The sequence below is a fragment of the Amycolatopsis sp. NPDC052450 genome, assembly GCF_044547565.1.
Taxonomy (GTDB): Bacteria; Actinomycetota; Actinomycetes; order Mycobacteriales; family Pseudonocardiaceae; genus Amycolatopsis.
Map to the genome: position 1 here is coordinate 1 of NZ_JBIUAQ010000007.1, position 11,952 is coordinate 11,952.

Annotated in this window: 11 protein-coding genes; 3 read left to right on the top strand and 8 right to left on the bottom strand. The window is 68.4% G+C overall.

Annotated elements, in window-relative coordinates; translation table 11 throughout:
- Window positions 1-104 precede the first annotated feature (104 nt).
- Window positions 105-1,367, bottom strand: a complete 1,263-nt coding sequence (locus ACIHAO_RS13990; RefSeq protein WP_396557714.1) for an ABC transporter substrate-binding protein — start codon at window positions 1,365-1,367, stop codon at window positions 105-107.
- Window positions 1,368-1,467: 100 nt separating this feature from the next.
- Window positions 1,468-3,105, bottom strand: a complete 1,638-nt coding sequence (locus tag ACIHAO_RS13995; protein ID WP_396557716.1) for a long-chain fatty acid--CoA ligase — start codon at window positions 3,103-3,105, stop codon at window positions 1,468-1,470.
- Between the two features lie 451 nt (window positions 3,106-3,556).
- Between ACIHAO_RS13995 and mihF the strand changes: the two genes are divergently transcribed.
- Window positions 3,557-3,868: an integration host factor, actinobacterial type gene (gene mihF, locus ACIHAO_RS14000; RefSeq protein ID WP_005155963.1), complete on the top strand. Its 312-nt coding sequence runs from the start codon at window positions 3,557-3,559 to the stop codon at window positions 3,866-3,868.
- Window positions 3,869-3,977: 109 nt separating this feature from the next.
- Window positions 3,978-5,117, top strand: a complete 1,140-nt coding sequence (locus tag ACIHAO_RS14005; RefSeq protein ID WP_396557718.1) for an isochorismate synthase — start codon at window positions 3,978-3,980, stop codon at window positions 5,115-5,117.
- A gap of 86 nt (window positions 5,118-5,203) precedes the next feature.
- Here the strand turns inward: ACIHAO_RS14005 and ACIHAO_RS14010 are convergent, their stop codons facing one another.
- Together ACIHAO_RS14010 and ACIHAO_RS14015 are read right to left on the bottom strand one after the other, a co-directional pair.
- Window positions 5,204-5,893 (bottom strand): 4'-phosphopantetheinyl transferase family protein, encoded by a 690-nt coding sequence (locus ACIHAO_RS14010; protein WP_396557720.1) that lies wholly within the window; start codon window positions 5,891-5,893, stop codon window positions 5,204-5,206.
- Complete coding sequence (locus ACIHAO_RS14015; protein WP_396557722.1) at window positions 5,890-7,230, bottom strand: cation:dicarboxylate symporter family transporter; 1,341 nt, start codon at window positions 7,228-7,230, stop codon at window positions 5,890-5,892. Before ACIHAO_RS14015 ends, ACIHAO_RS14010 begins: the two co-directional genes overlap by 4 nt.
- A 126-nt stretch (window positions 7,231-7,356) precedes the next feature.
- Here ACIHAO_RS14015 and ACIHAO_RS14020 point away from each other — a divergent pair, with 126 nt between their 5' ends.
- Entirely contained in the window at window positions 7,357-8,526 is a 1,170-nt protein-coding gene (locus tag ACIHAO_RS14020) for an acyl-CoA dehydrogenase family protein (protein ID WP_396557724.1), read from the top strand.
- Window positions 8,527-8,603: 77 nt separating this feature from the next.
- Here ACIHAO_RS14020 and ACIHAO_RS14025 read toward each other — a convergent pair whose 3' ends face one another.
- From ACIHAO_RS14025 to ACIHAO_RS14040, 4 genes are read right to left on the bottom strand one after another with little or no spacing between them, the layout of a single operon-like run.
- A complete protein-coding gene (locus tag ACIHAO_RS14025) occupies window positions 8,604-8,945 on the bottom strand; it encodes a hypothetical protein (RefSeq protein WP_396557726.1) in 342 nt (113 codons plus the stop codon).
- A gap of 58 nt (window positions 8,946-9,003) precedes the next feature.
- Window positions 9,004-9,645 carry a TetR/AcrR family transcriptional regulator gene (locus ACIHAO_RS14030; protein ID WP_396557728.1) on the bottom strand — a complete coding sequence of 214 codons (642 nt, stop codon included), beginning with the start codon at window positions 9,643-9,645 and terminating at the stop codon, window positions 9,004-9,006.
- The gene (locus ACIHAO_RS14035) at window positions 9,636-11,180 is read right to left on the bottom strand and encodes an ATP-dependent acyl-CoA ligase (RefSeq protein ID WP_396557730.1); all 1,545 of its coding nucleotides are present in this window, start codon (window positions 11,178-11,180) and stop codon (window positions 9,636-9,638) included. Before ACIHAO_RS14035 ends, ACIHAO_RS14030 begins: the two co-directional genes overlap by 10 nt.
- Window positions 11,177-11,929: an enoyl-CoA hydratase/isomerase family protein gene (locus ACIHAO_RS14040; protein WP_396557732.1), complete on the bottom strand. Its 753-nt coding sequence runs from the start codon at window positions 11,927-11,929 to the stop codon at window positions 11,177-11,179. Before ACIHAO_RS14040 ends, ACIHAO_RS14035 begins: the two co-directional genes overlap by 4 nt.
- Window positions 11,930-11,952: the final 23 nt, after the last annotated feature.

The window sequence follows — 11,952 nt, forward strand, 5'->3', positions numbered from 1 at the left end:
GCTGTCGTGGGGGGGTGGGTGTGGGGGGGGGTCCTTGGGGGGGGGGTGTTTTTTTTTTTTTTTCTCCTTAACCAACAAACCACCCCCCCCCCCCCCGCGGCTGCTCACGCGGACAGGCGGCCCAGTTCGGCTTTGACGGCCTCGACCGCGGCCTTCGTCTCGGCGACCGGATCCGCGCCGTCGCGGACGATCCGGCCCAGCGCGTCGACGAGCGCGGTGTTCGCCGTCGGTGTCCACAGTGGACCAGCGGCGCGGCCGTTCTCCTTGACCAGCTTCGCCGCGTCGCCCGCCGCGGCGACCTTGTCGAGCACGCTCAGCCGCGCGGGCAGGTGGAAACCGAACCTGGTGGCGAACTCCTGCTGGAAGTCGGTGCGCTCCAGCCACAGCCACTTGACGAAATCCTTGGCGGCGTTGGGGTTCAGGCTCTTGGAGTGCACCATCGCGCTCAACCCGCTGACCGGGACGGACGGCGCGCCCGCCGCGTCGAGCCGGGGGAAGGCCAGGATGCCGAAGTCGTCCTTCACGGTGTCCTGGATCTTCGGCAGGTTCCACAGCCAGGTCCATTGCATGGCGGTGAGCCCGTCGATGAACGGGAGCGGATCCGCCCAGTCCGTCGAAGCGCCGAGCAGCAGCGAACCGTTGAGTTCGTGGAGTTTCGCGAACGTCGTGGCGGCGCGCGGATCGTCGAAGCCGACGGATTTGCCGTCCTTGACGTAGTCGAGCCCGGCCGACCACAGCAGCGGACCGGCGAGCGCCGCGGCGCCCGCGTCGTTGCCGGCGAACAGTCCTTTGACGCCGTCCTTGGTGAGTCTCTTCGCCGCGTCGACGAGTTCGCCGAGCGTCTGCGGCGGCTGTACCCCGGCCTCCTGCAGGAAACTCTTGCGGTAGAAGAGAACCTGGGCGTCCAGCGACTGCGGGATACCGTAGAGCTTGCCGCCGACCGTCTGCGCCGCCAGCACGGAGGGGTTGAAATCCCCGCGCACGGGTCCGATCACGTCGTCGAGCGGGACGAGGAGGTTCTGCCGGACGCGGTCGACGGTGACCTGGCCTTCGAAGACGTCCGGGACCGGCCCCGCCTGCAGCGCGGCGTTCAGTTTCGTTTCGTAGTCGTCTGGATTCCACTGCACCGCGACCTTGGACTTCTGGTACGCGGCCGCGTAGCGCGTGACGGCTTCCTGGACACCGGCTTCGGGGTACGGGTGGTACCACTGCGTGAGAGCCACGGGCTTCGGTTTCGGCCTGGTCACTCCGGCGGAGTAAGCCGTCGACGGGGGCGGATTTCCCGTTTGGACAGTGTTGGACCCGCAGGCCGAAAGGACGGTGGTCCCCGCGAGCGCCAGGAACGTTCGCCTGTTTGTCTTACGCACCAACAAAACCCTTCGCCGAACGCAGTGAAGGCCATCTTCAGGGAACAGCGTCCCTCAAGATGGCCTTCACGGAAGGGCAGGCGCGCGGGAGATTAACCCGTTAGAGCTGACTGACGTCGAGTTTGCCTTCGGAGTGGAACGCCCGCAGCCGCTTCTTGTCGAACTTGCCGACACTGGTCTTCGGGACTTCGTCCACAAAGGTCCAATTCTCCGGCAGCTGCCACTTCGCGACCTTGTCGGACAGGAACTCGCGCAGTTCCTCGGCCGTGACGCTCTCGCCTTCCTTGAGCACGACGGCGACCAGCGGCCGCTCGTCCCACTTTTCGTCGGGGATGCCGACCACGGCCGCCTCGGCCACCGCGGGATGCGCCATCACCTGGTTCTCCAGGTCCACCGAGGAGATCCACTCACCGCCGGATTTGATGACGTCCTTCGCGCGGTCGGTCAGCGTGAGATAGCCGTCGGGGCTGATCTTGCCGACGTCTCCGGTGCGCAGCCAGCCGTCGTGGAACTTCTCCGGATCGGGCTCGTCACCGCTCGTGCCGCTGTAGTACGACGCCGCGATCCACGGGCCCTGCACCTCGAGCTCGCCGACGCTTTCGTTGTCCCACGGCAGTTCCTCGCCGTTGTCGCCGATCAGCCTGGCGCTGACGGACGCCGGGAACCGGCCCTGGGTGTAGCGGTAGTCCCACGCCTTCTCGCCGGTCGCGGCGGCGGGCGGACGCGCGACGCTGCCCAGCGGCGACGTCTCGGTCATGCCCCAGGCGTGCAGGATCGGCACGTCGTAGCGGTCTTCGAAGGCGTGCATCAGCGACGGCGGCGCGGCCGATCCGCCGACGACGACCTCGCGCAGATGCGAGATGTCCTGCGGGTTCGCGTCGAGGTGGGACAGCAGGCCCTGCCAGATCGTCGGGACGGCGCCGGCGAAGGTGGGCTTCTCGACGTCGAGCATCTGGGCGATCGGGGCGGGCTGGAGGAAGCGGTCCGGCATCAGCAGCGAGGCGCCGACCATCATCGCCGCGTACGGCATGCCCCACGCCATCGCGTGGAACATCGGGACGATCGCGAGGGCCTTGTCGTGCTGCGCCAGCCGCATGCTGTCGGACATCGTGACCTGCATGGAGTGCAGCCAGATCGACCGGTGGGAGTACGCGACGCCCTTCGGGTCACCCGTGGTGCCCGAGGTGTAACACATCGCGGCGGCGGACCGCTCGTCCACGTCGGGCCAGTCGAAGGTGTCCGGCTGGCCGGCCAGCAGCTCGTCGTAGGAGTGCACCTGGACGCCGTCGGGCGCAGGGAGGGTGGCGGCGTCGCCGTTGGCCACGATGACGTGACGCACGGTCTTCAGCTCGGGCAGCTGCCTGGCCAGCAGCGGGACCAGCGTGCCGTCGACGATGACGACCTGGTCCTCGGCGTGGTTGGCGACGAAGACCAGCTGCTCGGGGAACAGCCGGATGTTGAGCGTGTGCAGCACCGCGCCCATGGCGGGGATGGCCAGGTACGCGGCCATGTGCTCGGCGTTGTTCCACATGAACGTGCCGACGCGCTGGTCACCGGTGATGCCGAGGCTCCGGAGGGCGTTCGCGAGCTTCGCGGCGTGCTTGCCGAGTTCGCCGTAGGTCTCCCGGCGGGCTTCTGAACCGGTCCAGGTGATGACTTCGCTTTCGGAGTGCACCGTGGTGCCGTGGCGGAGCAGCCTGCCCAGTGACAGCTGCCCGTCCTGCATCGTGCTCAACATCGCGTACTCCCGTGGTGCTCGTTCTCCGGTGAACTGGGGTTGCGCCGACTCTAATCCGGGAGGGGTGAACCGGTCAGTAACATCGCAGGCAACCGTTCGGTCACAGTGTCGCGCTAACGGGTGTTCGCCGGTTCAGGCCAAGATCATCAATAATTCGCATTTTTCCTGCCATGAAACGAAAAATGGCTGACAGTGCGAAGTCCCGCCATCGCTCATAAGGGTGATGAACGCGGGCGAATCGCCGCCCGAACGGCGTGTTTCCGCAGGCTGGGGCGGGTTGCCCGTGACGTGGTCGAGGGGTAATAAGTGCGTGTCGGTTTCACGGCCGAGGAACGGGTGGCGTTTACTGGAGCCGTGGTTACAGAGACGGCTGGCCAGCGCTTGCTCTTGCAAGCATGGTTAAAGGCCGTCGGCCGCGAAAGCGGAGACCTGAGATGAAAGGACTACTACGTTGGCTCTGCCCACGTTGACTCCGGAGCAGCGCGCCGATGCCCTCGCCAAGGCGGCTGAGGCTCGCAAAGCGCGCTCCGAGCTGCTTGCGTCGATCAAGTCCGGCAAGGAGAGCATCGACAAGGTGCTCAAGCAGGCCAAGGAGAACAAGACCATCGGCAAGACGAAGGTCACGCAGCTGCTGAAGGCCGTGCCCGGCCTGGGCGCGGTCAAGGTCGCCGCCCTGCTGGAGCAGGCCGGGATCGACCCGGACCGGCGTGCCGCCGGCCTGGGCGAGCGGCAGCGCGAGGCCCTCCTCGAGGCGCTGAAGTAACGCTTCCGCCCAGGTCACAGGGTTGCCCGGGGGAAGGTGTTGTCTCCAGAGGCTGTTGCCCGGACAACACTTTTCCCTGGTCTCAGCCGGAGCCTGGGACGCTGGTGAGGTGACGACCAGTACCGCACCGGCGACCCCGGCAGACCTGGCCGCCCGCTACGAGCGGGGCGACTTCCTCCTGGCCACGGCGCGGCACGCGCTCCTCGCGAGCGGTGCCGCGGCCACCGCGACCGACACCGATCCGGCGCGGCTCTCCGGGGCGCTCCCCGGACTGTTCGCCGACACCGGCGCGTCGATCGCGGTCGGCGTGCTGCCCTTCGACACCACCTCGGCGCCGGGGCATCTGGTCTTGCCCCGTGCGGTCCATCGCGCGACGTCCGAGCACGCGGCCGTCCCGCCGCGCACCGCGCTTCCGCAGCCGGTCAAGGTCACTTCCGTGCCCGAGCCGGAGGCACATCTGGCCGCCGTCCGCGCGGCCGTCGCGGCGCTGAGCGACCGGGACCTGCGCAAGGTCGTCCTGGCCCGCGCGCTCGATCTCGACTTCTCCGAGGCCGTTCCGGTCGCCGACGTCGTCCGGAACCTGGCGAACGGGAACCCCCGGCACACCACGTACGCCGCGCAGCTGCCCGGCGGGCGCACGCTGGTCGGCGCCACTCCTGAACTTCTGTTGTCCCGCACCGGCGGGGCCGTCCTGTCCCGGCCGCATGCCGGGTCGATGCCCCGGTCGGCGGACCCGGCGATCGACAAGGCCAATGGTGAGGCGCTGCTGGCGTCCGAAAAGGACCACGTCGAACACGCCGTGGTGGTGGAGTCCGTCGTCGAGATCCTGCGGCCGTTCTGCCGCACCCTCGACGTCCGGGGCCCCGAACTCGTCTCGACGCCGGCGATCTGGCACCTCTCGACCACCGTCACCGGTGAGCTGCTCGATCAGGACATCACCGCGCTGGACCTCGCCGCCGCGCTGCATCCGACCCCGGCCGTCTGCGGTACGCCGACCGATGCCGCTCGCTCGCTGGTGCGGGAACTGGAGCCGTTCGACCGCGAGTACTACGCGGGCGCCGTCGGCTGGGTCGACGCGGCAGGGGACGGCGAATGGGCCGTCGGGATCCGGTGCGCGGAGATCGCCGACACCTCCATGCGGCTGTACGCCGGCGGCGGCATCGTGCCCGCCTCCGACCCGCGGACCGAGCTTGACGAGACCTCGGCGAAGTTCCGCACCCTGCTCGCCGCCATGGGCCTGGAGATCTAGGACCCCCGCAATTCGTCACCTACTTGCGCCCGATCGAGGCCCGGCGCCGGTAAGCGCCCACGCGAGTAGGTGACGAATTGCGGGGGTCAGAGGGGCGCGAAGGCTTCGGTGACCGAGATGTCGTCCGAGGTCAGGAGCGCGACGGCGGCCCGGTAGCCCTCGGCCGCCTTCAGGTCCGCGAGCCGGGTCCGCTCCGGGTCGAGGGCCTGATGGCTCGACCGGACCAGCCGCGCCTGCTCGTCGTAGCCGGAGAACGTGATGCTCTGCAGCGGGATCTTGAGGCCCTTCCCGGTGGCCTTCATGACCGCTTCCTTGCGTGTCCAGTAGGTGAAGAACGCCGTCGCGCGCTCGTCGTCGGAGAGCCCGGAGATCGCGGCCAGTTCGGCGGGGGTCAGCGCGTACTCCATGAGCGAGTCCTCGGCCCGCCTGGTGGCCGTCTCGACGTCGAGGCCGACAGCGGTCCCCGCGGTGGCCGCGACGCCGATGAGGTCGCCGGAATGCGAGATCGACAGCATCAGCGGCGCGCCCGGGACCCGGGGGCGGCCGTGCGGCTTTCCGCAGTCATCGCAGGTCGCGTCGAAGCTCACGTCCTCGACGGCCAGGCCGAGCCGCTCGGCGGCGACGGTCTTCGCCAGCACGCGGCCGGTCAGGAACCGGCGTTTGTCGATGTCCTGGCGGTAGCTTCCGTACCGGCCTTGCTCCAGCTCGTCGAGCAAGGCGAGGAACCGGGGTTCGGCGGGCAGGGGCGGGGACCAGCGGACCGCACATTCGATCACGTCTCCTTCTTACCCGATTCCACGCCGGCATCACCCGCGTTTTCGTCGAGCAGCGTCGCTTCGTCGAACGGCGATCGGCCGTCCAGCGTCCGGTCGAGCTGCTCGCGGTCGATCTCGTTGGTCCAGGTGCCGATCAGCACGGTCGCGACGGCGTTGCCCGCGAAGTTCGTCAGCGCGCGGGCCTCGGACATGAACCGGTCGATGCCGACGATGAACCCGACGCCGTCCACCAGCTCCGGCCGGTGCGAGGACAGCCCGCCCGCCAGCGTCGCGAGCCCCGCGCCGGTGACCCCGGCGGCCCCCTTCGACGCGATGATCATGAACACCAGCAAGGAGATCTGCTCGCCGATGGTCAACGGTTTGTCGAGCGCGTCGGCGATGAAGATGGACGCCATCGTCAGGTAGATCGCGGTGCCGTCGAGGTTGAACGAGTACCCGGTCGGCACGGTGATGCCGACCACGGGTTTGGAGACGCCGGCGTGCTCCATCTTCGCGATCAGCCGCGGCAGCGCCGACTCGGACGACGAAGTCGAGAGGATCAGCAGGAACTCGCGGCCGAGGTATTTCAGCAGCTTGAAGATGTTGACCCTGGCGAGCAGGCCGAGGATCAGCCCGAGCACCACGAACACGAACAGCGCGCAGGTGATGTAGAAGCCGAGCATGATCACCGCGAGGCTCTGCAGTGCCTTCCAGCCGGTCTCGCCGACGACGGCGGCGATCGCGCCGAACGCGCCGACCGGCGCCGCCCACATGATCATCGCGAGGATCCGGAACACGAGCCGCTGGATGTGCTCGATGCCGCGGCGGATCGGCTCGCCCTTCGTACCCAGCTTCTGCAGCGCGAACCCGGCGAGCAGCGCGACCAGCAGCGTCTGCAGGACCTCGCCTTCGGTGAACGCCGAGACCAGCGTCTTCGGGATGATCCCGAGCAGGAATTCGACGGTGCCCTCGCTCTTGGCGATCTGGTCCTGGCCCTTTTCGGCGATCTCGGGGGTCAGGTGCAGCCCGCTGCCCGGCTGGAGGATGTTGCCGACGACCAGGCCGATGACCAGCGCGACCGTCGACATGATCAGGAAGTAGCCGAGCGCGAGCCCGCCGACGCGGCCGACCTTCGCCGCCTTCGCCACCGAGCCGACGCCGAGCGCGATCGTGCAGAAGATGATCGGCGAGATCATCATCTTGATCAGGTTCACGAACCCGGTCCCGAGCGGCTTCAGTTCCTTGCCGAGGGCGGGGAACAGGATGCCGACCGCGATGCCGAGCGCCACCGCCGCGATGACGGCCAGGTAGAGGTAATGGGTGCGATCCCGCTTCGCCGCGGGTGCTGCCGTGCTCATGGGTGCCCTTCGACGAGGTGGGGACAGGTTGCGAAAACTTATGACAACTCCTCGGCGAACGACAACCGAAGCGGTACGCTGAACTAAGCGAGCGCTTAGTCACTGTCGAACAGGAGCGGGCTGACCATGGATTTCTCTCTGAGCGTCGAGGAACGCGAGGTACGCGATTGGGTGCGCACCTTCGTCCAGCGCGACCTGATGCCGCGCGAGCAGGAGGTGCTGCGCCGCGAACGCGCCGGCCAGCCCGGCCTGACCTCCGACGAGCTGCGCGAACTGCAGCTGAAGGCCAAGGAATCCGGCTTCTGGGGGGTGCAGACGCCCGAGGAGTACGGCGGCATGGGCCTGTCCGCGGTGATGACCGCGCTGCTGGAGGCCGAACTCGGCCGCACGTTCGTGCCGTTCCGCTTCGGCGGCGCCGCGGACAACATCCTGTACTACGCCAACGACGAGCAGAAGGAGCGCTACCTGCTCCCGACGATCTCGGGCGAACGCAAGTCGTGCTTCGCGATCACCGAACCCGGCGCGGGTTCGGACGCCAAGGCCATCCGGACCTCCGCCCGCAAGGACGGCACCGACTGGGTCATCAACGGCGAGAAGACCTTCATCACCGGCGGTAACGAGGCCGACTTCGTGATGGTCTTCGCGATCACCGACCCGGAGAAGGGCGCGAACGGCGGCGTCACCTGCTTCCTCGTCGACCGCGACGCGGGCTGGAAGTCCGAGTACATCGACACCATGGGCGAATGGGGTCCGGCCGCGCTGGTCTTCGAGGACGTCCGGGTGCCGCAGACGCAGATCCTCGGCGAGCTCGGCCACGGTTTCGACCTGGCCATGCAGTGGATCGGCGCCGGCCGCTACCTGCTGCCCGCCCGCGCGATCGGCTCCTGCGAGCGGCTGATCTCGATGGCCATCGAGCACGCCAACACGCGGGAGACGTTCGGGCAGAAGATCGCCGAGCGCCAGGCCATCCAGTGGATGATCGCGGACTCCGGCACCGAACTGGAGGCCCTGCGCTGGCTGGTGCTGCACGCCGCCTGGCAGGTCGACCAGAAGCTGGACTCGCGGCACGCGCAGTCGATGGCGAAACTGTACGGCGGTGTGAAGGCGAACGAGATCGTCGACCGCGTCCTGCAGATCCACGGCGGGATGGGCTACACGCGGGAACTGCCGGTCGAGCGCTGGTACCGCGAACTGCGGCTGCTGCGGATCTACGAGGGCACCGACGAGATCCAGCGCCGGACCATCGCGCGCAACCTGCTCAAGGGGCACGTCAAGGTCGGCGGCACCTTGGGCTGATACCCCTCCCAAGTGCAATGAAGGGGCCTTTCATCGCAAATTTCGCGATGAAAGGCCCCTTCATTGCGTCGGTCTCTCTAGTCTTCGTCCTCGTCGTCGTCCTTCTGATTCCGCATCGCGATCGGGACCCCGGCAAGGTCCTCTTCGTTGCAGAGAAGTTTCACGTCGTAGTACGGCGAACCCTTGCGGTCGTCGTAGTCGAGATGGACGGCCAGCACATCGACCGGTTCCCCGAGCCACTCCTGAGCCTGGCGTAGCCATGTCGCGCACCGTTCGAGCGCCGTGGGCAGGTCGTCGTCCCGGAATCCCACCGGGCGGTAGGGGACGTCCTGCACCTGATCACGGGGGTTCGAAGGCACCGGCAACGCCGGCGAGAGACCCGAGTCGTCCAGTTCGAGTTGGATCGTTTGCTCAGTCACCCTTCGAGCGTCCCCCAGAGAAGCCGTCTGAGCAAGGCGTACCGACCTAAAGTCGCCGCTAAACGGGCACTCGCCACACTCTTGAGACCACTTCACGGCAGTTTTGCAGTGCTGTGACGTCCAGCCGGCGTTCGCAGGCGAGCGCCCGCAGCGCCAGTTCGGCGTAGTGGACGGCCAGCTGGTCCAGGGTGAGCGGCCCGCTCGGCGAGTACCAGCGCGCGACCCCGCTGCACATCTCCACCAGCGCGAGCCGGGTGACCGAAGGCTGGTCGGTGCGGAAGACACCCGCCGCGACCCCGTCTTCGATGGCGTCCGCCCACAGCCTTTCGTAGGCGTCGCGCAGCCCCACCACCCCGGCCCTGGCGCCGAGGGTGAGGGCGTGGACCTCGTTGTCCACCACGCGGGTGTCATCCGGCTGGATGGCGTGCGCGAGCACGTGCAACGCCACCAGGGATCCGAGTCGCGACACGGGATCGGTGCGCCCGGCGGTCGCCTCCTCGGCCGCGTCGAGCAGGCGCCGCAGCGACTCGTTCATGATGGCCACCAGCAGATCCTCTTTGGTGCCCATGTAGTGGTAGAGGCTGGCGGACGACAGCTCGGCCTCCTGCGCCAGATCCCGGATGCCGGTGCCGTGGAACCCCTTGGTGGCGAACAGTTTCACCGCCGCCTGCCGAACGCGGTCGCGGGTGCTCAGAGCCATGTTCGGGTGGTCCTGTCCCAGGAACCCGCGCGGAGGTCCTCCGCCTTCTTCAACTCGCCCTTCGCGACGCGTTCCGACGGCGTCATCGGCAGTTCCGTCACGATGGTCCAGAACCGGGGAACCTTGAAGTAGGCCAGTTTCGCCGAGCAGAACTCCGCCAGTTCGGCCGGTTCGCACCGGTGCCCCTCGTTTTCGTCGAGGACGAGGTGCGCCTTGACCTCTTCGCCGCGGATGTCGTCCGGCACCGCGATGACGGCGGCGAGCTTGACCGCCGGATGCAGCTGCAGTGCCCGCTCGACCTCGTCGGCGGAGATGTTCTCGCCGCTGCGGCGGATCATGTCCTTGGTGCGGCCCACGTAGTACACGCGGCCCTCGGCGTCCATTGTGGCCAGATCGCCGGTGTGGAACCAGCCGCCGTCGAACGCCCGCCCGGTCGCCTCGGGGTCGTCGTGGTAGCCGTGCATCAGGCCGACCCCGCGGATCAGCAGCTCGCCGGTTTCCCCTCGTGGCAGCGGTTTCCCGGCCTCGTCCGCGATCATCACCTCGCGGGCAGGCGCGGGCCTGCCGAGGCAGCCGGTGCCGACCGTCTCGTCGTGATCCGCCGGGTACATCCGGATGTCGCCGCCGGTCTCGGTCATGCCGAAGGCCTCGTACCACGGCGTGCCCCAGCGTGTTTCGAGCGTGGCGTGCAGGTCACGGGGGATGGCCGAGGCGCAGATCGCGCGGACCTGGTGTGCCTTGTCCAGCTCGCTTTCCGGCTGGCGCAGCAGGAGGGTGGGCATCAGGCCGAGGCAGTAGAACCAGGTGACGCCGTGTTCCCGGACCTTCTCCCAGAACGTGGACGGGTGGAAGCGGTCGAGCACCACCAGTGTCGCGCCGCCCGCGAGCCCCAGCGCGACGTTCCACTGTGGATCGATGTAGTGGAACGGTTGCGCGGTCAGGATGACGTCGTCGGCGCCGACCGTGGGGAAGTCCGTGGCCAGGCTGATCGCCAAGGTCGTCCAGTACCGGTTCGGCAGTACGCAACCCTTGGGCGCGCCCGTGGTGCCCGAGGTGTACTGGATGTTGACCGGGCGTTCGCCTTCGCTCGCGAAGTCCGGGGTGGCCCCGGAACCGGTCAGTTCGCCGGGCGTGAGCACGCGTTCCAGCGAGGTCTCCGGCGCGATCTTGTCCAGCAGTTCCAGGAACTCCTCGGCCGCGACGGCGAACCTGGCGCCGGAATGCCGGAGCACGTGGGCGCCGTCGAACTCTCGGTATCCGGTGTTGACCGGGACGAGCACGCCGCCGATCTTGGCCAGGGCGAGCCACAGCAACGGGAACTCGGGCTGGTTGCGCAACATCACCGCGACCCGGTCGCCCGGTTTCACGCCCAGCGCCAGCAGCGCGCGGGCGAACTCCGTGCTGCGCGCGTCGACGTCGGCGAACGTGAAACTCTCACCGGTGGAGTCGAAGATCCACGCCGTCTTGTCCGGCCAGCGCGCGGCGGCCCTGGTGGTCAGCCCGAGGAGGGTGTCGATCCCGGCGAGCGAGGTCATGTCCGGCTCCGGAAGGCCTCGGCCGAGGCGGCGACCTCGGCGGAGTGTTCGGTGATCAGCGCGTGGCTGACTTCGAGTTCGAGCGCGGCGTCGAGCGAACTGTCGATGCCGGAATCGAGGGCGCGTTTGGCCATCGTGGCCGCGGCCGCCGGATGCGCGGCGATCCTGGCCGCCCACGCGAGCGCGGTGTCCATCAGGTCGTCGGCGGGCAGGGCCGCGTTGACCAGGCCGAGTTCCTGCGCCTTGGAGCCGCTCACCCGCTCGCCCAGCAGCAGGAGTTCCTTGGCCTTCAGCGGGCCGACCAGCAGCGGCAGCAGCCGCGACGCCGCGCCGGTGACGCTCAGGCCCAGCGAGACCTCGGGGAAGGCGAACACCGCGTCTTCGGCGGCGAGGATCAGGTCACAGCCCATCGCGAACTCGGCGCCCGCGCCGATCGCGTAACCGTGAACCGCGGCGATCACGGGCTGGCGAAGCCCACGAAGGCGACGGGTCACGTCCTGTAACCGGTCGAGCCGCGTCCTGGAATCAACTGCGTCCCCGGACGGGGTGGGCTCCTTGAGGTCGTGACCCGCGCAGAAAGCGCGTCCCCGGCCTGCCAGCACGACGGCGCGCGCGTCCGACTTGGCGGCCGCGTCGAGTGCCTCCAGCAGGTCGTCGACCAGTTCGGGGACCACCGCGTTGAGGCGCTCCGGGCGGTTCAGCCAGAGCAAAGCGATGCCGTCGTCGAGTGCGTAGTCCACGGTGCTCATGGCACCGAGCCTAGACGACCGAT